The 22,959-nt window shown below is 75.9% G+C and carries 19 protein-coding genes and 1 pseudogene; 9 read left to right on the top strand and 11 right to left on the bottom strand.

Annotated elements, in window-relative coordinates:
* The 3 genes and pseudogenes from DT057_RS26110 to glmU form a co-directional block, all read right to left on the bottom strand.
* Positions 1-201, bottom strand: a pseudogene (locus tag DT057_RS26110) (anti-sigma factor); the annotation flags it as partial.
* Positions 198-776 (bottom strand): sigma-70 family RNA polymerase sigma factor, encoded by a 579-nt coding sequence (locus DT057_RS26105; RefSeq protein WP_128565012.1) that lies wholly within the window; start codon positions 774-776, stop codon positions 198-200. The gene DT057_RS26105 and the pseudogene DT057_RS26110, both read right to left, overlap by 4 nt.
* Before the next feature lie 118 nt (positions 777-894).
* Positions 895-2,271, bottom strand: a complete 1,377-nt coding sequence (glmU, locus tag DT057_RS26100; protein ID WP_128565011.1) for a bifunctional UDP-N-acetylglucosamine diphosphorylase/glucosamine-1-phosphate N-acetyltransferase GlmU — start codon at positions 2,269-2,271, stop codon at positions 895-897.
* A 209-nt stretch (positions 2,272-2,480) separates the two neighbouring features.
* Here glmU and DT057_RS26095 point away from each other — a divergent pair, with 209 nt between their 5' ends.
* Both DT057_RS26095 and mdoH read left to right on the top strand, forming a co-directional pair.
* Positions 2,481-4,079 carry an OpgD/OpgG family glucan biosynthesis protein gene (locus DT057_RS26095; protein ID WP_128565010.1) on the top strand — a complete coding sequence of 533 codons (1,599 nt, stop codon included), beginning with the start codon at positions 2,481-2,483 and terminating at the stop codon, positions 4,077-4,079.
* Positions 4,055-6,211 carry a glucans biosynthesis glucosyltransferase MdoH gene (mdoH, locus tag DT057_RS26090; RefSeq protein WP_128565009.1) on the top strand — a complete coding sequence of 719 codons (2,157 nt, stop codon included), beginning with the start codon at positions 4,055-4,057 and terminating at the stop codon, positions 6,209-6,211. The genes DT057_RS26095 and mdoH overlap by 25 nt, the downstream gene beginning before the upstream one ends.
* A gap of 49 nt (positions 6,212-6,260) precedes the next feature.
* Here the strand turns inward: mdoH and map are convergent, their stop codons facing one another.
* Complete coding sequence (gene map / locus DT057_RS26085) at positions 6,261-7,010, bottom strand: type I methionyl aminopeptidase (RefSeq protein WP_128565008.1); 750 nt, start codon at positions 7,008-7,010, stop codon at positions 6,261-6,263.
* Positions 7,011-7,349: 339 nt separating this feature from the next.
* On the opposite strand from map, the gene DT057_RS26080 reads away from it, so the two are divergent.
* Complete coding sequence (locus DT057_RS26080) at positions 7,350-8,387, top strand: phosphotransferase (RefSeq protein WP_128565007.1); 1,038 nt, start codon at positions 7,350-7,352, stop codon at positions 8,385-8,387.
* Positions 8,384-9,667: a phosphopyruvate hydratase gene (eno, locus tag DT057_RS26075; protein WP_128565006.1), complete on the top strand. Its 1,284-nt coding sequence runs from the start codon at positions 8,384-8,386 to the stop codon at positions 9,665-9,667. Before DT057_RS26080 ends, eno begins: the two co-directional genes overlap by 4 nt.
* A gap of 383 nt (positions 9,668-10,050) precedes the next feature.
* Here eno and DT057_RS26070 read toward each other — a convergent pair whose 3' ends face one another.
* The 5 genes from DT057_RS26070 to DT057_RS26050 all read right to left on the bottom strand — a co-directional run bounded on the left by DT057_RS26070 (position 10,051) and on the right by DT057_RS26050 (position 14,341).
* On the bottom strand, positions 10,051-11,271 hold the full coding sequence (locus DT057_RS26070; protein WP_128565005.1) for a DUF2336 domain-containing protein: 1,221 nt from the start codon (positions 11,269-11,271) through the stop codon (positions 10,051-10,053).
* Between the two features lie 35 nt (positions 11,272-11,306).
* Positions 11,307-12,368, bottom strand: coding sequence for a lysozyme family protein (locus DT057_RS26065; protein ID WP_128565004.1), 1,062 nt, complete (start codon positions 12,366-12,368; stop codon positions 11,307-11,309).
* A 220-nt stretch (positions 12,369-12,588) separates the two neighbouring features.
* A complete protein-coding gene (locus DT057_RS26060; RefSeq protein WP_128565003.1) occupies positions 12,589-13,053 on the bottom strand; it encodes a DUF3828 domain-containing protein in 465 nt (154 codons plus the stop codon).
* Positions 13,054-13,080: 27 nt separating this feature from the next.
* Positions 13,081-13,542, bottom strand: a complete 462-nt coding sequence (locus tag DT057_RS26055) for a hypothetical protein (protein WP_203236380.1) — start codon at positions 13,540-13,542, stop codon at positions 13,081-13,083.
* Positions 13,543-13,714: 172 nt separating this feature from the next.
* Positions 13,715-14,341: a flavin reductase family protein gene (locus DT057_RS26050; protein ID WP_128565002.1), complete on the bottom strand. Its 627-nt coding sequence runs from the start codon at positions 14,339-14,341 to the stop codon at positions 13,715-13,717.
* Between the two features lie 211 nt (positions 14,342-14,552).
* Here DT057_RS26050 and DT057_RS26045 point away from each other — a divergent pair, with 211 nt between their 5' ends.
* Positions 14,553-15,164, top strand: coding sequence for a sulfotransferase family 2 domain-containing protein (locus DT057_RS26045; protein ID WP_162501510.1), 612 nt, complete (start codon positions 14,553-14,555; stop codon positions 15,162-15,164).
* 72 nt (positions 15,165-15,236) lie between these two features.
* Entirely contained in the window at positions 15,237-16,151 is a 915-nt protein-coding gene (locus tag DT057_RS26040) for a hypothetical protein (protein ID WP_128565000.1), read from the top strand.
* Positions 16,152-16,172: 21 nt separating this feature from the next.
* Here the strand turns inward: DT057_RS26040 and DT057_RS26035 are convergent, their stop codons facing one another.
* Positions 16,173-16,736 (bottom strand): nitroreductase family protein, encoded by a 564-nt coding sequence (locus DT057_RS26035; RefSeq protein ID WP_128564999.1) that lies wholly within the window; start codon positions 16,734-16,736, stop codon positions 16,173-16,175.
* Between the two features lie 154 nt (positions 16,737-16,890).
* Between DT057_RS26035 and DT057_RS26030 the strand changes: the two genes are divergently transcribed.
* Positions 16,891-19,356 (top strand): YfhO family protein, encoded by a 2,466-nt coding sequence (locus tag DT057_RS26030; protein WP_420870331.1) that lies wholly within the window; start codon positions 16,891-16,893, stop codon positions 19,354-19,356.
* Positions 19,328-20,374 carry a hypothetical protein gene (locus tag DT057_RS26025; protein ID WP_128564997.1) on the top strand — a complete coding sequence of 349 codons (1,047 nt, stop codon included), beginning with the start codon at positions 19,328-19,330 and terminating at the stop codon, positions 20,372-20,374. Before DT057_RS26030 ends, DT057_RS26025 begins: the two co-directional genes overlap by 29 nt.
* Positions 20,375-20,432: 58 nt before the next feature.
* Here the strand turns inward: DT057_RS26025 and DT057_RS26020 are convergent, their stop codons facing one another.
* Positions 20,433-21,395, bottom strand: coding sequence for a DMT family transporter (locus DT057_RS26020; RefSeq protein ID WP_128564996.1), 963 nt, complete (start codon positions 21,393-21,395; stop codon positions 20,433-20,435).
* A 104-nt stretch (positions 21,396-21,499) separates the two neighbouring features.
* Here DT057_RS26020 and DT057_RS26015 point away from each other — a divergent pair.
* The coding region (locus DT057_RS26015) for an aminotransferase-like domain-containing protein (RefSeq protein ID WP_162501509.1) at positions 21,500-22,959 on the top strand (1,460 nt) is incomplete at its 3' end.

Below are 22,959 nucleotides of genomic sequence, written 5' to 3'. Positions count from 1 at the left end.
CGCCCAGGCGCCGGGCGGCGGCGGCGCCTCCGGGATCGCGCCCGCGAGTGGGGCGAGGCGCGCCTCCCAGGCCCGCTCGGCCGCGGCGAGGCCGGGCCGGGCCGCGCGGTCGCGCCGGTAGGCCTCCCGCTCGGCGGGGTCGAGGGTGCCGAGGACGTACTCGGCGGCCCGCAGGTCGTCGCTCTCGTCGGGCGGGGTCATGCGGCCTCGTCCAGGCAGCCGCGCAGCATCGCGAGCCCGCGATGGAGCCAGGTCTTCACGGTGTTCACGGGCCGATCGTAGCGCGCCGCCAGCTCCTCGCGCGAGAGGCCCTCGCAATAGGCCCGCACCACGCAGTCGCGCTGCTGGGGATCGAGCCGCGCGAGGCAGTACAGCAGGGCCTCGCGGCTCAGGGCCTCGGCCTCGCGGTCGCGCGGGTCCGCGACGCGCTGGAGCCAGTCCTCCTCGTCCCCGCCTGAGGGCATCGCCACCTCGCGCCTGCGCCGCACCACGTCGATGGCGCGGTGGCGCGCGATCGACGCCAGCCAGGCCATGGGCCGCCCGGCCTCCGGCGCGTAGCCGGCCGCGCTCTGCCAGACCCGCAGGTAGACGTCCTGCAGCACGTCCTCGGCCGCGCCCCGGTCCCTGACGATACGCAGCACGATGCCGAAGAGTTTCGGGGCGGTGCGCCCGTAGAGCGCCGCGAGGGCGTCGCGGCGTCCCGCGGCGACGCCGGCGATGAGGGCCGGCAGGTCGTCGGAGGTCTCGCCGGCGGGCCGGTCCTGGACGCGCTCCATCCCGTCGCTTCCCGCCCCGCCCCGCCGCGCCGGGGCCCGCGCGGCCCCGGCCGCGTCCCGCCCAGCCTAGATCAAGCGCGCGCCCGCGGCCACCGGCCCGGCGCCGCGCGCGCCGCCCTCACCTCCGGGTCGGCTTCGCCCAGCCGGGCTTGTTCACCTGGCGGCCGCGGCCGAGGGCGAGGGCGTCCGGCGGGACGTCGTCGGTCACCACCGAGCCGGAGCCCACGAAGGCGCCCGCCCCGATCGTCACGGGCGCGACGAGGGCCGAGTTCGAGCCCACGAAGGCGCCCGCCCCGATCACCGTGCGGTGCTTGTTCACCCCGTCGTAGTTGCACGTGATGGTGCCGGCCCCGAGATTCGCCCTGGCGCCGACCTCGGCATCCCCGACGTAGGAGAGGTGGTTGACCTTGGCGCCCGCACCGATCGCGGCGTTCTTCACCTCGACGAAGTTGCCGATGCGGGCGCCGGTCTCGAGCACGGCCCCGGGCCGCAGGCGCGCGTAGGGGCCGACCTGCACGCCCGCCGCGAGCCGGGCCTGCTCCAGGTGCGAGAAGGCGTGGATCGTGCAGCCGTCGCCCACCGTCACGCCCGGGCCGAACACCACGTGCGGCTCCACCACGACGTCGCGGCCGAGCACGGTGTCGTGGCTGAGGAACACCGTCTCGGGCGCGATCAGGGTGGCGCCCGCCAGCATCGCCCGGCGCCGCAGGGCGGCCTGCAGGGTCGCCTCCGCGAGGCTGAGCTGCACGCGGTCGTTGATGCCCTGCGCCTCGGCCTCCGCGACCTCCACGACGGCGACCCGGTGCCCGTCCGCCACCGCGAGGCCGACCGCGTCGGTCAGGTAGTACTCGCCGGCCGCGTTGGCGTCCCGGATGCGCGACAGGAGGTCGAGGGCGAGGCCGCCGGAGAGCGCCATCAGGCCGGCATTGCTCAAGGTCACGCGCCGCTCGGCGGGGCTCGCATCCTTCTCCTCGCGGATCGCCGCGACCCGGCCGTCCTCGACCAGCACCCGGCCGTAGCCGGTCGGGTCGGCGGCCTCGAAGGCCAGGACCGCCACGGCCGCCCCCTCGGCGAGGGGCGCCCGCAGGCGCGCCAGCGTCGCGGCCGTCACCAGGGGCGTGTCGCCGAACGCCACCACCACGTCGTCGGCGCCCGCCTCCAGGGCCGGCCGGGCGGCCAGGACCGCGTGGGCGGTGCCGAGGCGCTCGGCCTGCGGGAAGACCGCGGCGCCGGGGGCGGCGGCCTCGACCGCCGCGGCGACGTCGGCCCGGCCGGGCTCCGTCACCACGGCGATGCGCGTCGCGCCGGCCTCCGCCACGGCGGCCAGCACGTGCCCGATCATCGGCCGCCCCGCCAGCGGGTGCAGCACCTTGGGCAGGTCGGAGCGCATGCGGGTGCCCTTGCCGGCGGCGAGCACGACGGCGAGGAGCGAGCGGGCCCCGGGCCCCTCCGCGCGTGTGCGCTCCGCCCGGGCGGGATTCGGCGTGGAGGTCATCGGCAGCCTGTCGGGTCTCGGGGCCTCGGTCTCGGGCGTTCCGCCCGCTCTAGCGCATCGCGCCCCGCGGGCAAATGCGGGCTTAACTGCCGGGCCTTCGCGGCGCCCCGCCCGCGGGAACTCGAGCGATTCTTAACCCCCGGTTCATCTCCGGGCGTGGTAAACGGCCGGCGGCAGCCCCCGAATCCGCACGGTCCCGGTCCCCCGGCATGACGCGACACCCCACCGCCCCGCCCTCCCGGCCGCAGCCCGGGCCCGCGCTCGACCGGCGCAGAGTGCTGGCGCTCGCCGGCGGCGGCCTCGCCTGGGCCGGGGGGGCGCTGGCGCAGCAGCCGGAGCCCTCGCCGCCCGGCGACGGCGAGCGCTTCGATCCGGCCCGGGTGGTCGACCTCGCCCGCGCGCTCGCGAAGAAGCCCTACGCCGCCCCCTCGAACGCCCTGCCGGACCCGTTCGGCGCCCTGTCCTACGAGCAGTACGTCGCCATCCGGGCCCTGCCCCCGGCGCTGATCTGGGCCGGCGAGGGCCGCGGCTTCGTGGTCGAGCCGCTGCACCGCGGCTTCCTGTTCACGAACCCGGTGACGCTCCACGTCGTCGAGGACGGCGTGGTCCGGCGCGTCGCCTACGACCGCGGCCGGTTCGAGTTCGGCAAGCTCAAGGCCCCGGAGGAGCCGCGCGACCTCGCCTTCTCGGGCTTCCGGCTCTACGCCAGCTTCGCGGGCGCCTCCCCGGCCGATTGCGCCATCTTCCAGGGCGCCTCGTTCTTCCGCGCGCTCGCCGCCGGGCAGAGCTACGGCGTCACCGCCCGCGCCCTCACGCTGCGCCCGGCCGAGGCCAAGGGCGAGGAATTCCCGCTGTTCCGCGCCTTCTGGCTCGAGCGCCCGGCGGTCGGCACCGGCCAGATCGTGATCCACGCCCTCGTCGATTCCGAATCGGCGACCGCGGCCCTGCACATGACCCTGCGCCCGGGCGAGGCCACGATCGTCGACGTCGAGGCGACCCTGTGCCCGCGCACCCCGCTCGAGCACGTCGGCATCGCCGGCATGACGGGCGCCTACCTGTTCGGCCCCACCGACCACCGCAACGTCGACGACGCCCGCCCGGCCGCCCACGAGATCGACGGCCTGCAGATCCGCAACGGCTGGGGCGAGGCCCTGTGGCGCCCGGTCCAGAACCCCGAGACGCTCCAGATCTCGGCCTTCCTCGACCAGGACCCGAAGGGGTTCGGGCTGGTGCAGCGGGCCCGCGCCTACGGGGATTACCAGGACGACGTGCAGCGCTGGGAGCGGCGCCCGAGCCTGTGGGTCGAGCCCCTCGGCACCTGGGCGCCGGACGTGCCCCAGCACGGCTGGGGGCCGGGCGCCGTGCAGCTCATCGAGATCCCGAGCGAGTCGGAGGTCAACGAGAACATCCTGGCCTACTGGCGCCCGAAGGAGCCCATCGCCAAGGAGGCGGCCTTCAGCTACCGGCAGTTCTGGTGCTGGAGCGTGCCCGGCCAGCCGCCCCTCGCCGTCTGCTCGGGCACCCGGGTGGGCCGGGGCGCCTCGGGCCGGCGCCGGCTCTTCCTCGTCGACTTCACCGGCGAGGCTCCCTTCGCCGAGGGGCTCGCGCCCGGGTCCCTGCGGCTCTCGCTCCATACCGGGCCCGGCAGCCTCACCCGCCAGCAGCTCTACGCCTATCCGGAGCGCAAGACCGTGCGGGCGGTGTTCGAGCTCGATCCGGGCGGCGAGACCGCGTGCGAGCTGCGCCTGACCGTGAAGGCCGCCGACAAACCCGTCAGTGAGACATGGCTGTATCGTTGGACACCGTGACGGACGCGCCGCCAAGCCCCGCCCCGAGCCCCGCCCCGAGCCCAGGCCTGCCCCCGGAGGCGCCCCTCGCCATGCCGGTGCAGGACCTGCGCCGATGGTCGGGGGAGGACGGGCACGCCGCGCCGTCGCGCCGCACGCCCTGGGCGGCCCGGGCCTTCGTGTTCGGCGGGGGCGGGCTCCTCACCGCCTACGGGGCGGTGCAGATGTACGAGGTGGTCTCGGTCGCGGGCTCGACCACCTGGCTGCAATGGCTGCTCCTCGGGCTGTTCACCCTCAACTTCTCGTGGATCGCCCTCGCCTTCACGTCGGCGCTCCTCGGCTTCGGGGCGCTCCTGCGCCGGGGCCGGCCCGCGGCCGCGGCCGCGCCGCTCGCCACCCGCACCGCCGTGGTGATGCCGGTCTACAACGAGGCCACCGCCCGCACCTTCGCGGCCGTCGCGGCGATCCGCGAGTCGATCGAGGCCACCGGCGAGGGCGCCGCCTTCGACTACTGGATCCTGTCCGATTCGACCCGGGCCGACGCCTGGATCGCCGAGGAGCGCGCCTACCTCGACCTGAGCGCCCGCCTCGGCGCGCAGGCCCGGCTCTACTACCGCCACCGGCCGAAGAACCACCACCGCAAGGCCGGCAACATCGCCGACTTCGTCACCCGCTGGGGCGGCGACTACGACCACATGCTGGTGCTCGACGCCGACAGCCTGATGAGCGGCGACTGCGTGGTCACGCTCGCCCGCACCATGGAGGCGGACCCGGACGCGGGCATCATCCAGTCCCTGCCCCTCATCATCAACCGCAACACGCTGTTTGCCCGCGTGCAGCAATTCGCGGCCCGCCTCTACGGCCCGGTGATCGCCACGGGCCTCGCCCTGTGGTCGGGCCGGGACGGCAACTACTGGGGCCACAACGCCATCATCCGGACCCGGGCCTTCGCGGCCCATTGCGGCCTCCCGGACCTGAGCGGCCGCCCGCCCTTCGGCGGCCACGTGCTCAGCCACGACTTCGTCGAGGCGGCGCTGATCCGCCGGGCCGGCTGGAGCGTGTACATGCTCCCCGACCTCACGGGCTCCTACGAGGAGAGCCCGCCCTCGCTCATCGACATCGCGGTGCGCGACCGGCGCTGGGCGCAGGGGAACCTCCAGCACGCCCGCGTCATCGGCACGGCGGGCCTGCGCCTCGCCTCGCGCCAGCACTTCGCCACCGGCATCGCCGGCTACCTCGCCTCGCCGCTCTGGGCCGCGCAGCTCGTGGTCGGCATCGCCCTCGCCCTCCAGACCGCCTACATCCGGCCGGAATACTTCTCGACCGAGTTCCGGCTCTACCCGGTCTGGCCGCGCTTCGACCCCGTCCGCGCGCTCCAGCTCTTCGGGATCACAATGGGCATCCTGCTCGCCCCCAAGCTGTTCGGGCTGATCCTCGGGCTGATCGACGGGCGGGTGCGGCGGGCGAGCGGGGGCGGCGTGCGGCTCGTCCTCTCGGCCCTGATCGAGACGCTCCTGTCGGCGCTGATCGCCCCCATCGCGATGCTGATCCAGTCCGGCTCCGTGCTCCAGATCCTGCTCGGGCGCGACACCGGCTGGAACCCGCAGCGCCGCGACGACGGCTCGATCCCGTGGTCCGACATCGTCCGGCGCCACCGCTGGCACACGATCCTCGGGCTCGTCGCGGGCGCCGCGGCCTTCGCGATCGCGACCTCGCTGTTCCTCTGGATGTCGCCCACGATCCTCGGCCTCGTCCTGGCGATCCCGATCTCCTGGGCGAGCGGCCAGCTCGGCCTCGGCCTGGCGCTCAAGCGCCTCGGCCTGCTGATGACGCCGGAGGAGCACGACCCCCCGGCCATCGCCGGGCGCGCCAGGGCGATCGAGGCCGAGAACGCCGCCCGCGGCTACGACGACGCCGACGGCCTGCGGGCGCTCCACGCCGACCCGGCCCTCCAGGCCGGCCACATCGCGCTGCTGCCGCCCGCCGATCCCCGCCCCCGCGGCGCGCTCCAGCCCGACCACGTCATGGCCCAGGCCAAGGTGGTGGAGGCCGAGACCATCGACGAGGCCGCCGCCTGGCTCAGCCCGAGGGAGCGCATGGCGCTCCTGCACGACCGCGCCCTGCTGGACCGCCTCGGGAACCTGGCCGGCTGAGGGCGCGCCCTCGCGCCGGGCCGGGGCTCCCGCTTCGCCCGGGACGGCCCTAGCCCGGCATGGTGACGACGAGGGGGCCGTTGCGCGAGGCGACGACCGTGTGCTCGTACTGGACCGTGGGGGCCCTCGGCCGGCTGTAGAGCGTCCAGGGATCGTCGCCGTCCTCGGCCAGCACGGCGCCGAGCGACAGGAACGGCTCCACGGTGAACACCAGCCCCTCCGCCATGATCCGGCGCTCGGAGGCGTCGGGCCAGGTCGCGATCTCGGTCGGCTCCTCGTGCAGCGACAGGCCGACCCCGTGGCTCGCGAGGTTGCGCACCAGGGTGTAGCCGTTCCGGCGCGCGAAGGTGCCGACGGCCCGCCCGATCGCGGCCAGCGGCCGGCCGGCCCCGACCTCGCGCAAGCCCGTCCACATGGCCCGGCGCCCGTCCCTGCAGAGACGCTCGACCGCGCGCGTCACGGGCGGCACCGCGAAGGATCCCGCCGTGTCGGCGAAGAAGCCGTCCTTCTCCGCCGAGACGTCGATGTTGACGAGGTCGCCCGGACGGATCGCGCGGGCGCCCGGGATGCCGTGCGCGATCTCCTCGTTGACGCTGATGCAGGTGGCCCCGGGAAAGGCGTAGACCAGCTCCGGCGCCGGACGGGCCCCGGCCGCCTCCATGAACCGGCGCCCGACCTGATCGAGGTCGCGCGTCGTCATGCCGGGCTCGACGGCCTTCCCCATCGCCTCGAGCGTGTTGGCGACGATGCGCCCGATCCGCCTCAGCCCCTCCAGCTCGTCGTCGCTCGCTATCGTCATGCCGCGTCCCTTCGTCGATCCGGAGGAGGTCGAGCCGGCCGCCGCCCTCCTGGAGAAGCCCGGACCGGCCGTGCGGTCTCCCGCGGGGGGACCCGCCCGGAGCGCTCCCCCGGGCGCGGGAGCCCGGCATCGCCCACCCGCCGCGGGGCCGAGTATAGGCCGGCGGGCGGCAGACCGTGAGTGCAAGGCCGGCAAGGGCCGCGGGAGGCGGGCTGGGACGCGCGGGACGCCCCGGGCCCGCCGGACCCTCGACGTCCCACGCCGCCCGTGCTTGACTGCGCGGGCACCGGCGCGGACGTCGCCGGGCCCGGAGGGGACGGCCTGGATGGGACGGTCGTGATGCGTGTGCCCCGGACCCGCGTCCCGGACGACCACGCCCTCGCGCCCGTCCTCCGGCGCCTCGGCCTGATCGCCCCGGCCGAGCCCTTCGCGGTCGAACCCCTCGCCGGCGGGGTCTCCTCCGACATCGTCCGGGTGACGGCGGCGGGCCGAAGCTTCGCGGTCAAGCGGGCCCTCCCCAAGCTGAAGGTGGCGGCCGAGTGGCACGCCCCGGTGGCGCGCAACGGCTACGAGGTCGCCTGGCTGCGCGAGGCGGCGGCGATCGTGCCGGGCGCCGTGCCGGAGGTGCTCGGCCACGACCCCGCGAGCGGCCTGTTCGCCATGGCCTACCTCGATCCCGCCGACCACCCGGTCTGGAAGGGCGTCCTGCGGGACGGCCGGGTCGATCCGGGCTTCGCCGCGCAGGTCGGGGGACGCCTCGCGGCGATCCACGCCGCCACCGCCGGGCGGGCCGACGTCGCGGCGCGCTTTCCCACCGACGACATCTTCCACTCGATCCGCCTCGAGCCCTACCTCGAGGCCACGGCCCGGTCGCACCCGGGAGTGGCGGACCGCCTGATGGCCCTGAGCGCCCGCACGCTCGCCGAGAAGCGCGCGCTCGTCCACGGCGACGTCAGCCCCAAGAACATCCTCGTCGGGCCGCAGGGGCCCGTGCTCCTCGACGCCGAATGCGCCTGGTACGGGGACCCCGCCTTCGACCTCGCCTTCTGCCTCAACCACCTGCTGCTCAAGGCGCTGTGGAACCGCGCCGCCGCGCCCCGCCTCGGCGAGGCCTTCGGGGCGCTCCTCGCGGCGTACGCCGCCGGCGTGACCTGGGAGCCGCGCCCCGCCCTCGAGGCCCGGGCCGGGGCGCTGCTGCCGGCGCTGCTGCTCGCCCGCATCGACGGCAAGTCGCCGGTCGAGTACGTGACCGGGGAGGCCGACAAGGCCCTGGTCCGCCGGGTGGCGCTGCCGCTCGTCGCGGCCCCGCCGCCGGCCCCGGGCGCGGTGCGCGACGCCTTCGCGGCGGCCCTCGGAACGGGAGTCTCCACGCCATGACCGCCACCCGCATCGCCGCCCTGCGCGGGCGCCGGGTCTGGGATTCCCGCGGCCGCCCCACGGTCGAGGTCGACGTGCGCCTCGAGGGCGGCGCCTTCGGCCGCGCCATCGCCCCGGCCGGGGCCTCCACGGGCGCCGGCGAGGCCCTGGACCTGCGCGACGGCGGCGCGGCCTTCGGGGGCCTCGACGTGCGCCGCGCCCTCGCCCACATCGAGGCCGAGATCGCCCCCGCCCTGCTCGGCCGGGACGCCGGCGCGCAGGGCGCGATCGACGCCGCCCTGATCGCCCTCGACGGCACGCCCGGCAAGACGCGCCTCGGCGGCAACGCCCTCATCGCCACCTCGATGGCGGTGCTGCACGCCGCCGCCGCCGCCGCCGGCGTGCCGCTCTGGCGCCACCTCGCGGGGGACGGCCCCGTCCGCCTGCCCCTGCCGGAGATCCAGATCTTCGGCGGCGGCGCCCACGCGGCCCGGCGGGTGGACGTGCAGGACTTCATGGTGGTCTGCCCCTCCGCGGCCTCGTTCGCGCAGGCCCTCGACCGCACGGCGGAGGTGTACCGCGCCGCCGGCGCGCTCCTGTCCGCCCGCGGCCTGCTCCAGGGCGTCGCCGACGAGGGCGGCTACTGGCCCGCCTTCGCGTCGAACGAGGAGGCCCTCGACATGCTGCTCCGGGCGATCGAGGCGGCAGGCTTCGTGCCGGGCGACGAGGTGGCGATCTCCCTCGACATCGCGGCCTCGCAGTTCGGCCGGGCCGGGCGCTACCGCCTGGCCCGGGACGGGCGCAGCCTCGACGCCGACGGCCTGATCGCGCTCCTCGGCGCGTGGATCGCGCGCTACCCGATCGTCTCGGTCGAGGACCCGCTGGCGGAGGACGACGCGGACGGCTTCCGCCGCTTCACCGCGGCCTACGGCGACCGCGTCCAGGTGATCGGCGACGACTTCCTCGTCACCGAGGCGCGGCGCGTCGAGGAGGCCGCGGCCGCGGGCGCCTGCACGGCGGTGCTGATCAAGCCCAACCAGGCCGGCACCGTGACGGAGACCCGCGCCGCCCTGGAGGCGGGCCGCCGGGCCGGCTTCGGCACCATCGTGTCGGCCCGCTCCGGCGAGACGGAGGACGTCACCATCGCGCACCTCGCCGTGGGCTGGGACGCGGGGCAGTTCAAGGTCGGCTCGTTCACCCGCTCCGAGCGCATGGCGAAGTGGAACGAGATGCTGCGGATCGAGGAGGCGAGCGGCGCGGGCTTCGCGGGCGGCGCGGCGCTGCGCCGGCGACGCCCCTGAGGGCCGCCGCGCCGGATTACGCCGCACTTCCGGACCGCCGACGCGAGGCGCCAGGGACGGGATCCGGCGCGGGCCGGACGGAGATCTCCCACGATCCCGCCCGCCACGAGGACGACATTCCCCTCGTTCGTGACCGATGGGTCAAAGTTTCGCGAGGCCGTCATCCCCGGCCGCGATAGAATATATTTAACCGCCCGATGCTTGTCCCCGGCCCGCACGCTGTCGTAAACATCCCGGCGCCCTGAATCGGGAGGAGTTGATGAGCATCACGGCACATTTCGTGCGACCGATTCGGCCGCAGGCGGTGGTCGTCTCCCTGGCCGGCTACCTCGCGGCCGCGGTCATGTGCGCGGACCGGAAGGCGGCCGCGCGCTGAACCCCCGTCAGGCGGCGAGCCGGCGCCGGTCCTCGCGGTAGCTCTCTAGGAGGGCGGCCGGGATCGCGTCGAGCACCTCCGCCACGGCGGCCTCGTCGACGAGCGTGCGGGCCAGGACCCGGGCCTCGTCGCGGGCGGCCTCGGCGTCGAAGCGGTTGAGCAGGGCCACGATGACGTGGCTGTCGGCGAAGGGCAGGTTCTCGCAGGCCGTCACCGCGCGCTCGATCATCCGCCGCGACAGGGCCGGGGCGCTGGACTCGCGCAGGCCCGTCGCCTCCTCGCGCCAGGCCGTCATCGCCGCCGCGAAGGCGGGCTCCAGGGCCGCCGGCAGGCCGGCGCGCCGGGAGAGCGCCCGCAGGCCGTGGCCGCTGCCGTCGTGCAGCAGGCCGGCCACGCGCTCCGGGCTCAGGCCCGACAGCTCCGTGAGGGCCGCCTCCGTGAAGGCCATCCGGCCCGACAGCATCGCGCGCAGGATCAGGCCCGGCGTGAGCTGGCCGGCCCCGCGCAGGTAGATGACCAGGCGGCGCAGGTCGCCGCGCTCCGCCCCCTCGGCGAGGCCGAGGGTGGCGCGCTCCCGCGCCTCGCGCGCCGCGCGCTCGCTGCGCTCCGGCGAGAGCCAGCCGCACCCCGTCACGAAGGCCGAGAGGGCGTGGGCGAGCCGGGCCGTCACCGCCTGCCGCACGTCCAGGGGCAGGTCGTCCCGGGCGAGGAGCGCCTCCCGCAGGGCCCCGTCGTCGCCGTGGCGCTCCACCACCCGGAGCAGGCTGCCCCGGGTGATCGCCGCCCCCGGGTTCGCGGCCAGGAGCCGCAGAGCCTCCGGGCCGGCGATCTCCGCGAGGGCCCCGCACAGCATGGCCGAGAGGTGGGGCCGCGACGCGATCGCCTCCCGGGCGGCCTCCTCGCCCACCGCCGCGCAATCGACGAGGTCGGCATCCGACAGGACCGGCGAGCGCGCCAGCACCAGCCCGGCGATCTCGGGCTGGTCCTGCGTCAGGGCCACCACCAGGGCGCGCGGCGCCTCGGCGGCGTTGGCGCAGGCCTCGGCCAGCGCCCGCCGCACCAGCGGCGAGGGGTCGTCGAGGAGCGCCGTCATGGCGGTCCTGGCCTCCCAGCGCGCCGCGGCGTCGAGCTTGGCGTAGAGGTAGGCCCGGGCGAGCGACGCCGCCGCCTCGGCCCTGCGGCCGGCGGATTCGTGCTGCGTCCAGAGCAGGAACTGGCGGATGATCATCGGCGCGGCTCCGGTGGCGATGCGCGGGCGGGGCATCAGGGCCCCTGGCGATAGGCGGACAGATCGAGGGGGACGGGGCGGCCCCTGCCGCCGGCGCCCCCGAACTCGGCCGGGCGGGCCGGCGGCAACGGTGCGCCGGCGGCGAGTGGCGCGCCGGCGGCCAGCAGCGCGCCGGCAGGACGGTCGGTGGACGCCTCCGCGGCGGCCGCCCGGGGCGGGGCGGCCGCGTCGCGGGCATCCGCGCTCTCCGGCGTCTCGTCCGTGCGCGGGAAGTAGCTCGGACCCGCGGCCGTGCCCGCGCCGCGGCCGCGCCAGAGCTGCGCGACGCTCTCTGAGACCGGCCCGCGGCGGGCGTCGGTCTGGAACAGGGAGCGCAGGCCCGACCCGGCCTCGGGGGCGTAGGCCGCGGGCTCGGTCGCGCCGGCGGCCGCCGCCGCCGGCGGGGCGCCGCCGGACTGGCTCGCCGACAGGAGGGCGTAGAGCTCCGACGTGCTGCGGGGCCGGCCCGCCTTGTCGTAGAACAGGCTGCGGTTGGCCCCCGCGGCCTCGGGCAGGTCGGTCGCCGCCGCCCGGGCCGGGCTGCTCTGCGCCGAGCGGATCAGCGCGGCCGCGCCCCTCGCGCCGAGCACGTGGGCGGCGTAGAGGTCGCCGCGGGTGGGCTCCCGGCCGAGCTCGGTGACGAGGGCGTCGTGGTTGCGCCGGGTGAGCGCCCCCGCCATCGCGGCGGAGACCTGGGGGTCCTGGCGCAGGTCGAGGATCGTCTGGCGGGCGGCCGGGTCGCTCACCGCGAAGCCGCCCTGCGTCCGGGCCGTGATGGCGTCGGCGTAGTCCCCGAGGCCGAGGGCGGGCCCGTCCTGCTTCATCACCCCGAGCCAGGTCTGCTCGATGAACTGGAACAGGCCGCTCGCCGAGGAGGTGCCGGCCCGCGCCGCGGGATCGAGGCTGGATTCGCGCTTCGCCGTGGCGAGCAGGTAGTCGAAGCCGGTGCCGGTCCTCTCGGCGCCCTGCCGGATCGCCTCCACCACCGGGCTCGCCGGCGCGGCGCCGCGGCCTGCGGCATCACGGGATGTCGGGGGAGTGGTGGTGAACAGGAACATCGGGATCCGCCGGAGCGGCCCTGCGTGGCGCGGGCCGGCTCTCGGGGGCAACGATGTGATCTCATGGTAAAGGAAGCCTGAAGCGGCCCGTCCCGGCGGTGTCCCGCGCCCCGCCCCTCTCGACCCGCCGCCCGCTCCGGCGCGAGGGCAGGATCGCCTGCGCGGCCGCGGCCCGCCCGATTGTCCCGGCCTCGGCGCTCGGGCGCAGGGCGGGCCGCGGCTACCGCGTCGTGGGACGGGGGCGGGACAGGAGCGCGCGCAGGCTCCGGGCGGACGTATTGCCGAGGTCGAGGATCTTCCAGGCCCCGTTCGTCCGCCTGAGCGTGAGGTCGACCGCCTCGGCCTTGCCGAAATTCGTGAACGTGACGTGCGCGTCGGTGACGTCCCGGCTCCGCCGCGTGAGGGCGTACGTCACGTCGCGGATCTCGAAGTCCTGGCAGGCGCAGACCGGGTCGTAGTCGAAGGAGCCGGTCTCGCCGCCGGCGCGGGCGCGGTCGCGCGCGAGGAGGTCGAGCAGCGCGGGGTCGTAGAACTCGCGGGCGCGCGGGCCGTAGAGGTCGACGCCGCTCCCGCCCGGGCCGTACTGGTCGTAGAGGTGCGTGATGAAGCGGCCCGCCGGGGACTCCGCCGCCGATGCCGGGCCTACCCACAGCAGGAACGCCGCCAGGACAGGAGCGCCGCGCACCTCAACGGCCCCCGCGCGACGGGCCGGTCACGGCCGGTAGATCTTGAAGGGCGGCCGGCTCGTCCTGTAGCCCGGGCCGCTCCACATGTCGGTCTGGACGAAATCGGAGATCCACGCCTCTCCCGAGTACATGCAGATATGGCCTGCGACGCTGCCGCCCTGGTAGTTCTGGATGACGGCGACGTCGCCCTTCCTCGGCGTGTAGCCGGCGCTGCTCACGACCGAGAACCCGACCTCGACCAGCGAGGGCCCCGCGTCCTTGGCGTTGGCCACCCTGGTCTTCAGCGACACGCCCCCGGCCTCGATGGCCTGCCTCACGGCGCGCAGGCAATGGTGCCGGCTCGCGCTCCCGGTATTGGATGAGACGAGATGTTCCACCGCCTTCTCGATGTCCAGCTTGGACGTGCTGACGGTCAGGGTCTTGTTGGGGGCGATGGTGTCCGGCTTTGCCGCAGGGGAGGTCCCGGCCGCTGAAGAGATCCCTGGCACCCTCGTCTCCCGGTCCCGATGGGCGCACTGTGCCAAGCCCTGTCAGGCTTGTAAAGCCGCGGGCCTGACCTGTGGCCGGTCTCGGTACTCCGCCGCAAACCGGGACCCGCCGGGGCCGAATCCGGGGCCGCGCGGCGGCCGGGCGGGGCGCCCGGCCCGGCGGTCCGCCGCGTCAGGACCGCGGCACGTCGCCCCCGCCCGCGGGCCGGCGCATCTCGAACCGCGACTCGGGATCGACCGCGAAGTAGTCGAAGTAGCCGCCGCGCATGATCGGCCGCATCGCCCCGGTGTCGACCCGGCCCTGCGGGGTGACGAAGCGGTCGTCGATGTAGAGCGACACCACCTGGCCGATCACCAGGAAGTACGTCGCCTCGCCGCCCCCCAGCGGCACCATCGGGATGGTCTGGAGCCACTTGCACTCGATGGCGGCGGGGGACTCGGCCACCCGCGGCGGCCGCACCTTCCGGGACGGCGCGGTCGCGAGCCCCGCGAACCCGAACTCGCTCTCCCCCCGCGGCAGCGGCGCCGAGGTCTGGTTCATGGCGTCCTTGAGCGCGAGCGTGGCGAAGCTGCACACGAACTCGCCGCCCTCCTCGGCGAACGTCATGGCGTCCTTCCGGCCGAAGGACGAGAAGGCGACCATCTCGGGATTGTCCGCGACCCCGTTGAAGAACGAGTAGGGCGAGAGGTTGAGCTGCCCGCCGGCGCCGAGGGCGCTGACCCAGCCGATCGGCCGCGGCGCCACCAGGGCCTTGAAGGGGTTGTGCGGCAGGGTGCGGGACTCGGCGTCGTAGTGCATCGGCGGGCTCCGGTGGGGAGCGGACCTAAGCAGACTTGCGCCGGCAAGCCAACGCCGCGCGGGCCCGTGGTGGGCCCGGGGCCGCCCCCTTCGCGGGCGGCGGGGCGGATTGGCGCCGCGCCCCCGGGCCGGCGTCTTGACGCGGGCCGCCGGCAGCCGCCGAATGGCGCGCCGTCGCGCCGGGAGACGGCCCCGATCCGAAGAAGGCCCCATGTCGATCCTGCTGTTCGAGCCGCCCGGCTGCGTCTTCATCCGCGTCCGCAAGACCGGCTCCACGTCCGTCGTCCGGGGCCTGTTCGGCGGGCGCGACAGGGCCGTCCTGGCGACCGCCGACGGCCGCTGGGATCCCCGGTTCGACGGCCGCCCGACCGCCGCCTTCGTGCGCAACCCGTTCGACCGCCTCGTCTCCTGCCTGCGGATGTTCCAGGACTACGCGGTGGCGACGCGCGACGAGGAGGCGCTCCGCTCCCGCCTCGACCTCGCGGCGCTCATGGACGCGATCGAGGACGACGCCATCCCGCTCGACCGCGACGCCTACCTGTCGAAGCTGCGTCTCCACGCCCTGCCGATGACGCACCGCTTCTACTGCCTCGACCGGGCCGGCTTCGTCGGGCGCTTCGAGCGGTTCGAGCGCGACTACCGGGCGCTCGCCGCCGCCCTCGGCCTGCCCGCCGCGGCCGTGCCGCACGAGCGCCGCCGCGCGCCGGTCGACTACCGGCGCTGGTACAGCCCGCCCCTGCGGTCCCGCGCGGAATCCCTGCTGCGGCAGGACCTCGCGACGTTCGGGTACCGCTTCGACGCGGAGCCCGCCGGATCCGGATAGGCGCGGCGCGCCCGCGGCGCGGGCCGCGAGATCGCGCCTTCCACCGCACGGGACACCGCCTCGGCCGGGAACATGCAGGTCTTCATCAAATCGATCCCGCGATCGGGCCATCATTTCCTGTCGACGATGCTCTATCAATATTTCGGAGACGACATCCGGTACTGCTTCCAGGCCGGGCCGGAGGCGTGCTGCGGGCGCACGCCGTGCGTCGCGGCCGGGCCGCGGCCGCTCTTCATGCAGAAGTCGCACGATCCCCGCCTGACCGACCCCCGCGACGTCCTAAGCGTGCGCTACCTGATCCAGATCCGGGAGCCCGCCGGGCAGATCGCCTCCGAGATCGAGCGGGCGCGGGCGCGGCGCGGCGACGCCTTCCCGATCGCGGAGCGCGACTTCGCCGAGTGGTGGCTCGCCCACCAGGCCCGCTACTACCGGGCCTTCCGGGCGCGCTGGACCGCGCCGCCGCCCGAGGGGGCGCTCGTGCTCGATTACGGCGCCCTGCGGGACGACCCGGAGGCGGCGCTCGCCCGGGCGATCCGGCTGTTCGGCCGGGCGCCGGACGGCGCGAGGGTGGCGCAGGTCGTCGCCCGCAACCGCACCCGGCTCGCGCGCAACCCGCGCCTCGACCACGAGACCCTGCCCTTCCGTCCCCGGGCGGCGGCGAGCACGGGCGGGCTGCCGCCCGACCTCTTCGCCGACTACCTCGACCTCGTGGCGGCGTCCGGCCGGGCGACGCGCCTGACGCGGATCGAGGCGGTCCTCGGCCTCCTCGCGGCGGGGCCTCCGGGCCCCGCGGGGGGGCCTCCGGGCCTCGCGGCGACGCCTCCGGGCCCCGCGGCGACGCCTGACGAAACTCTCTCGGCCGCGGCCGCCGCGGCCGCGGGGCTCGGCAATGCCCGCCTCGCCGGGCAGGTGCGCAAGGCCCTCGCGGCGGCGGGCCGGGAGGCGGAGGCCCTCGCCCTCAAGCGCGCCCTGGCCAAGCCGCCGTGAGGGCGGGGAGCCGCCCGGCGCTCAGTAGCGGCTGACGATGTCGGCCAGCGCCGGCCGCGGCCGGTCGCCCGGCACCTGCTCGGCGCGCCCGACATGCACGAACCCGGCGAGGCGCTCCGTCGGGGCGAGCCCGAGGGCGTCGAGGACGCGCCGGTCGTAGGTCATCCACTCGGTGAGCCAGGACGTGCGGAACCCGAGGGCATTCGCCGCAACGACGAGGTTCATCGCCGCGGCGCCGGCCGACAGCACCTGCTCCCATTCGGGGATCTTCGCGTGGGCGGCGGCCCGCGACACGACCGCGATCACGAGCGGCGCCTGGGCGAGGCGGGCCGCCTCCGCGGCCAGGCGCGCCGCGTCCGCCTCCGGATGGTCGGCCGCGTAGGTCCCGGCCACCACCCGGCCGATCCGCTCCTGGCCCTCGCCCTCGATGAGGATGAAGCGCCAGGGCGCGAGCTTGCCGTGGTCCGGGACCCGGGCGGCGGCGGCCAGGATCGTCCCGCGCTCCTCCGCGGACGGCCCCGGGCCGGACAGGAGGGCGGGGGGCACGGAGCGGCGGGTGCGGAGGAGGTCGAGCGTTGCGTTCATCTGGGCTTCAGTGCCGTCGTCTATGAAGGAAGCGGGGCTGATCCCGCGGGATCGTCACCGCGCGAAGTCCGGTCACGGCGAAGCTGCCATGCTGGCGTCGCGATGGCCGACATAAGCACCATTTTGGCGGTCACGACCACGGCCCGCGGGGAAAATGATGCAGGAGCACGCAGCGGGCGGTCCCGCCGGTCACTCGAGCGCCCGCCGCGGCCCCGGGCGCGCCGCGACGCCCCCGGCCCGCCCCTGGACCGGCCGGGATTTCTGGCTCGCCCTCGCCGCCGTGATGCTGTTCTGGGCCGCCGCGGCCTCGGTCTGGCCCCTCGCCGGCGCGGTGGTGCCGTGGGATTCCAAGAACCACTTCTACCCGATGCTGCGCTACCTCGGGGCTGCGCTGGCGAACGGCGAGCTGCCGCTCTGGAACCCCTACCATTTCGGCGGCCACCCCTCGGTCGCCGACCCGCAATCGCTGCTGTTCACGCCGACGATGCTGCTGTTCGCGTGGGCGGACCCGTCGCCCTCGATGGAGCTGTTCGACGCCGTCGTGTTCGCCCACCTCGTCCCGGGCGCGGTCGCGTTCCTGCTGCTCTTCCGCCGTCGCGGCTGGCACCCGGCCGCCGCGGTGGCGGCCGCCATGGTGTTCGTGCTCGGCGGCTCGGCCTCGGCGCGGCTCCAGCACACCGGCATGATCATCTCGTACGGCTTCGTGCCGCTGGCCTGGTGGCTCCTGGAGGAGGCGCTGGCGCGCCGCTCCTACGCCTTCGCGCTCGCCTTCGCGCTCGTCGCCGCCGTGATGACGGTCGGGCGCGACCAGGTGGCGTTCCTGTGCGGCGTCAGCCTGATCGGCGTCGCCGCCTACGAGACCCTGACGGCCGGGCGCCCCCTCGCCTACCTGCGGGCGCGCCTCGGCGTGCTCGCCGCCATGGCCCTCGTCGGCGGCGCCCTGCTGGCGGTGCCCTCGCTCCTCACCATGCAGTTCCTGATGACCTCGACCCGGCCGTCCTTCGGCTACGGGGCCGCCGCCATGGGCTCGCTCCCGCCCGCGAGCTTCGCCACCGCGCTCTTCGCCGACGTGTTCGGCTCGCTGCGCTGGACCTACGATTACTGGGGCCCCGACTGGACCTCCCTCGACGGCAACACCTGGACCGACCGGGCGATCAACTACCTGTTCGCCGGCACCCTGCCGGTCCTGCTGATCCTCTGGCACGGGGTCGCGGGCGGGCGGCTCGCCGCCCGGGAGATCCGCTACCCCGTCGTCGTGCTCGGGGCCGCGACCCTGTACGCGCTCGGCCGCTACACGCCCCTGTTCGCCCCGGTCTTCGACCACGTGCCGGGCGTCGACCTCTACCGCCGGCCGGCGGACGCCACCTTCGTGATCAACATCGCGCTGGCGCTGATCGCCGGCTACCTCGTCCACGCCTACATCCGCGACGGGGCGCCGCGCCTCGCCGCCGGCTGGCGCCGGGCCCTGCCGGTCCTCGCCCTCGGCGCGGTGGCGCTGATCCTCGCCGGCGCCTACGCCTTCTCGGCCAAGGCCGGCCACTTGCCCGACGCCGCCCGCGACGTCCTGATCGGCACGGCGATCGCGCTCGCCTCGGCCGTCGCGATGCTGCGGGCGAGCCCGCGCCGGCGCGCCCTCGCGGCGGCCTGCCTCGTCGCCGCCACGGGCGCGGAGCTGATCTGGCGCAACGCCGGCTCCTCCCTCAACGCCGAGCCGGCGAGCCGCTACGCCGTGTTCCAGCGCCTGCCGCCCGAGCAGCTCCAGGGCCTCGGCGTGCTGAAAGCCGAGCTCGACGCCCGCCACCAGAAGGGCGAGCACCCGCGGGTCGAGATCCTGGGGCTCGGCGGCGCCTGGCAGAACGCCTCGATGGTGTTCGGCCTCGAGGACACGATCGGCTACAATCCCCTGCGCCTCGCCGATTACGAGCGCGCCGTCGGCCCCGGCGAGAACGCCGCCGACCCGAACCTGCGCCAGTTCCCCGGGCTGTTCCGCGGCTACCGCTCGCGGCTCGCGAGCCTGCTCGGGCTCGAGTACTTGGTGCTCGACCGGCCCGCCGAGCGCCTGCCCCGGCACTTCCCGCAGCTCACGGGCGCGCGGCTCCTGTACGGCTCCGGCCAGATGTGGATCTACCGCCTCGACCCGGCCCGGCCCCGGGCCTACCTGGCGACCCGCCTGGTGCCGGTCGATTCCGAGAGCGTGCTCTCCCAGGACGAGCTGCCCGAGTTCGAGGCGAGCGAGACCGCCCTCGTCGACCAGGAGAGCGTGCCGAAGATCAAGGGCGCGTACGGCCTCAAGGACCCCTCCGCCCCCGTCGAGGCCGCCCGCGGGCAGGCCAGCATCCTCGCCTACCGCCGCAATGTCGTCACGCTCGAGGTCGACACGGACCGCGACAGCGTGCTGGTGCTGCACGACGTCTACTATCCGGGCTGGGAGGCCCGGGTGGACGGGGTGCGGCACCCGATCCTGCGCACCAACCTGCTGTTCCGCGGGGTCGAGGTGCCGGCGGGCAAGCACGTGGTGGAATTCCGGTTCCGCCCGCTCTCGGTCGGGAATCTCATGGCCGCGGCGAGCGAGCTTCTGGCGGGGGACGGCGATGAGGCGGGCGCGACGACGGTTCGGTGAGGGGCCCTCGAGGGCCGGCCGCGGGGCGGCCGGCCGCATGCCCGCCCGCGTCCTGCCCGCCCGCGTCCTGGCTGCCGGCATCCTGGCGTCCGGGATCCCGGCCTGCGGGCCCGCCTTCGCGGCTCCGGCGCTCGCCCAGGGTGCGCCCACGCAAGATGCTCCCGCGCAGACCGCGCCCGGGCCGGCCGGCCCGAACCCCGCCCTGCCGGCGAAGCCCCAGGGGGTGACGCAAGGCCCCCCGCCCGCGGCCGTCGCGGCCCCGGAGGCGGCCCTGTCCCTGCGCGCCGTGCTCACCACCGAGGCCAAGCCCATCCGCGGCGGCCTGACCTGGCGCATCTACGAGGACCGGCCGGAGGGCGGCAGGCCCGTGGTGCTCGCCCGCTCCGAGGAGGCCCAGCCGACCTTCCGGCTCAGCCCCGGCAGCTACCTCGCCAACGTCACCTACGGCTTCGTCAGCACGACGAAGCGCGTGACCCTGGCGCCGGGCGCCGCCAGCGACCAGCTCACCGTCAATGCCGGGGCGCTGCGCCTCGCGGGCGCGGTCGGCGACGCGCGCATCGCCCCGGGCCAGCTCGCCTTCTCGGTCTTCGTGCCGATCGGCAACAACCCCGAGGGCCGCCTGATCCGCGACGGCGTCAAGGCCGGCGAGATCATCCGGCTGCCGGAGGGCACCTACCACGTGGTCTCGACCTGGGGCGACTCGAACGCGATCCAGCGTGCCGACCTCAAGGTCGAGAACGGCCGCATCACCGACGCGACCCTGAACCACCGCGCCGCCACCGTGACGCTGAAGCTCGTCGCCGTGCCCGGCACCGAGGCCTTCGCGGGCACCGCCTTCAGCGTGCTGACGCCCGGCGGCGACACGATCCGGGAAGCCATCGGCGCCTTCCCGCAGGTGACCCTGGCGGAGGGCGAGTACCAGCTCATCGCCCGCCACGACGGCAAGGTCTACACGCAGGACTTCAAGGTCGAGAGCGGCGTCGACCGCGACATCGAGGCCGTCGCCAAGGAGCCCTGAGGCCGCGCGCCCCGGGACGCGAGGCGCCCCGGATGCGCGCCCGGCCCCTTGGCCGGGATCAGGCGTAGCGCCGGGCCGCCGCGACCGTCGCCACCACGGCCGCGCAGGCGACGCCGAGGCCGGCATCGACCGGCTCGCCCAGCACCAGGGCGGCGAGGGCCAGGCTGGCGAAGGGCTGGAGGAGCTGCACCTGCCCCACCGCCGCGATCCCGCCGCGCGCCAGCCCCCGGTACCAGAACACGAACCCGACGAGCATGCTGAACAGCGACACGTAGGCGAGGGCCGCGAGCGCCGGCCAGCCGACCGCCGCCCACGAGGCCGGGCGCGCCAGGAGAGCGGCGGGTGCCATCACGGGCAGCGACAGCACCAGCGCCCAGGCGATCACCTGCCAGCCGCCGAGGCGGCGGGCGAGGCGCGCGCCCTCCGCGTAGCCGAGGGCGCACAGCACCACGCCGAGGAGCAGGAACCCGTCGCCCGGGCCGATGCTCCCGCCCCCGTCCCGCAGCGCGAAGGCGGCAACGACCGCGCTGCCGGCCGCGGAGAGGAGCCAGAAGGCCGGGCGCGGCCGCTCGGCCCCGCGCCAGACCCCGAACACCGCGGTGGCAAGCGGCAGCAGCGCCACCATCACGGTGGCGTGGGCCGCCGTCACGGTGCGCAGGGCGAGCGCCGTGCACAGCGGCCAGCCGACCACGACCCCGACCGCCACCAGCGCCAGGGCGCCGAGGTCCCGCCGCGCCGGCCGGGGCTGGCGGAACAGGAGGAGGAGCGCCGCGGCCGCGAGGCCCGCGAGGCCCGCCCGGGCCAGCGTCAGGAAGACCGGGTCGAGGTCCATGACGGCGACCCGGGTCGCCGGCAGCGAGCCCGAGAAGATCAGGACCCCGATCAGCCCGTCGAGGAAGGCCCGCCGGCGCGCCCGCTCGGCGGACGGGCCGGTGACCGGGGCTGCCGCCTGGGTGGGGGTCGCCACCTGGGCGGGCGGCGCCACCTGGGCGGGGGTGGAGGCGGGGTGAGCGTGCGGCATCCGGGGCTCCTTCTCCAGCGCCACCATCGCGGGCGGACGGCTATCCGAACAGGGACGCCGGCAGTACGATTTCGCCGAACTGTCCGGGTTCGGGAGCAGTACGGATGACCCAGGATCCGGGACCGGCGGGGTTCGAGGGCACCACCCGCGTGGCCGCGGTCGCGGCCGCGATCCAGGCGCGCATCGCCGGCCGGGCGCTCGTCCCGGGCGCGCGGCTGCCCTCGATCCGGGCCTTCGCCGAGACGATGCGGGTGTCGAAATCGACCGTGGTGGAGGCCTACGACCGCCTCGCCGCCGAGGGCGCGATCGTGTCGCGGCCGGGCGCGGGCTTCTACGTCGCGGGCCCGACCCGGCCGCTCTCGCTCGCGGCCCTCCGCCCCGCCCTCGACCGGGCGGTGGACCCGCTCTGGGTCACGCGCCAGACCCTGGAGGCCGGGTCGCGGGTGCTGATGCCCGGCTGCGGCTGGCTGCCCGCCTCCTGGATGCCGGAGCCGGGCCTGCGCCGCGGCCTGCGCGGTCTCGCCCGCGAGGGCGCGGACGACCTCTCGGCCTACGACGCGCCCCTGGGGCACGCGCCCCTGCGGGCGCTGCTCGCCCGGCGCCTGTCCGAGCGGGGCATCCCGGCCGCGCCCGGCCAGATCCTGCTCACCGACTCGGCCACGGCCGCCCTCGACCTCGTCTGCCGCTTCCTGCTGGAGCCGGGGGACGCGGTCCTGGTCGACGATCCCTGCTACTTCAACTTCCACGCCCTGCTGCGCGCCCACCGCGCCCGGGTCGTCGGCGTCCCGGTGACGCCGACGGGCCCCGACCTCGCCGCCCTCGCGGCGGCGCTCCGGGCGCACAAGCCCCGCTTCTACCTGACCAACGCGGGCCTCCAGAACCCGACCGGCGCCACGCTGAGCCCCGCCGCGGCCCACCGGGTGCTCCGGCTCGCCGAGGCGCACGACGCCCTCATCGTCGAGGACGACATCTTCGGCGACCTCGAGCCCGCGCTCTCGCCGCGGCTCGCCGGCCTCGATGGGCTCGACCGGGTGATCTACATCGGCAGCTTCTCGAAGACGCTCTCGGCCGCCTGCCGCAGCGGCCACGTCGCGCTCCGGGCGGAATGGGTCGAGCGCCTGGTCGACCTGAAGCTCGCGGTCTCGTTCGGCAGCGGCCGCCTCGCGGCGGGCCTCGTCCACCGCATCCTGGCCGACGGGAGCTACCGCCGGCACGTCGAGGCCGTGCGCACGCGCCTCGCGGAGGCCCGCGGGGCCACCGGCCGGCGCCTGGCCGCCGCCGGGCTGGCGCTCTGGGCCGAGCCGAGGGGCGGCCTGTTCCTGTGGGCGGCTCTGCCGGACGGCCTCGACGCCGCCGCGGTCGCCCGCCGGGCGCTCGCCGAGGACGTGGTCCTCGCCCCAGGCAACGTCTTCAGCCTGTCGCAGAGCGCCGGACGCTACCTGCGCTTCAACGCGGCGCAATGCGCCGACCCGCGGGTGTTCGCCGTGCTGGAGCGGGCGATGGCGGAGTGCGCGCGGGCGGCGCCGGCCCCGGCGCGCGAACCCGGCGCCGAGGCGGGCGGCGG

Source organism: Methylobacterium crusticola (genome assembly GCF_003574465.1).
Taxonomy (GTDB): domain Bacteria; phylum Pseudomonadota; class Alphaproteobacteria; order Rhizobiales; family Beijerinckiaceae; genus Methylobacterium; species Methylobacterium crusticola.
The sequence above is the reverse complement of the archived record's forward strand: the minus strand, read 5'-3'. Positions and strand labels throughout refer to the sequence as shown.

Coding starts and splice junctions, on each gene's coding strand:
- DT057_RS26105 (WP_128565012.1), bottom strand. CDS start 776: ATGGAGCGCGTCCAGGACCGGCCCGCCGGCGAGACCTCCGACGACCTG.
- glmU (WP_128565011.1), bottom strand. CDS start 2,271: ATGACCTCCACGCCGAATCCCGCCCGGGCGGAGCGCACACGCGCGGAG.
- DT057_RS26095 (WP_128565010.1), top strand. CDS start 2,481: ATGACGCGACACCCCACCGCCCCGCCCTCCCGGCCGCAGCCCGGGCCC.
- mdoH (WP_128565009.1), top strand. CDS start 4,055: ATGGCTGTATCGTTGGACACCGTGACGGACGCGCCGCCAAGCCCCGCC.
- map (WP_128565008.1), bottom strand. CDS start 7,010: ATGACGATAGCGAGCGACGACGAGCTGGAGGGGCTGAGGCGGATCGGG.
- DT057_RS26080 (WP_128565007.1), top strand. CDS start 7,350: ATGCGTGTGCCCCGGACCCGCGTCCCGGACGACCACGCCCTCGCGCCC.
- eno (WP_128565006.1), top strand. CDS start 8,384: ATGACCGCCACCCGCATCGCCGCCCTGCGCGGGCGCCGGGTCTGGGAT.
- DT057_RS26070 (WP_128565005.1), bottom strand. CDS start 11,271: ATGATCATCCGCCAGTTCCTGCTCTGGACGCAGCACGAATCCGCCGGC.
- DT057_RS26065 (WP_128565004.1), bottom strand. CDS start 12,368: ATGTTCCTGTTCACCACCACTCCCCCGACATCCCGTGATGCCGCAGGC.
- DT057_RS26050 (WP_128565002.1), bottom strand. CDS start 14,341: ATGCACTACGACGCCGAGTCCCGCACCCTGCCGCACAACCCCTTCAAG.
- DT057_RS26045 (WP_162501510.1), top strand. CDS start 14,553: ATGTCGATCCTGCTGTTCGAGCCGCCCGGCTGCGTCTTCATCCGCGTC.
- DT057_RS26040 (WP_128565000.1), top strand. CDS start 15,237: ATGCAGGTCTTCATCAAATCGATCCCGCGATCGGGCCATCATTTCCTG.
- DT057_RS26035 (WP_128564999.1), bottom strand. CDS start 16,736: ATGAACGCAACGCTCGACCTCCTCCGCACCCGCCGCTCCGTGCCCCCC.
- DT057_RS26030 (WP_420870331.1), top strand. CDS start 16,891: ATGATGCAGGAGCACGCAGCGGGCGGTCCCGCCGGTCACTCGAGCGCC.
- DT057_RS26025 (WP_128564997.1), top strand. CDS start 19,328: ATGAGGCGGGCGCGACGACGGTTCGGTGAGGGGCCCTCGAGGGCCGGC.
- DT057_RS26020 (WP_128564996.1), bottom strand. CDS start 21,395: ATGCCGCACGCTCACCCCGCCTCCACCCCCGCCCAGGTGGCGCCGCCC.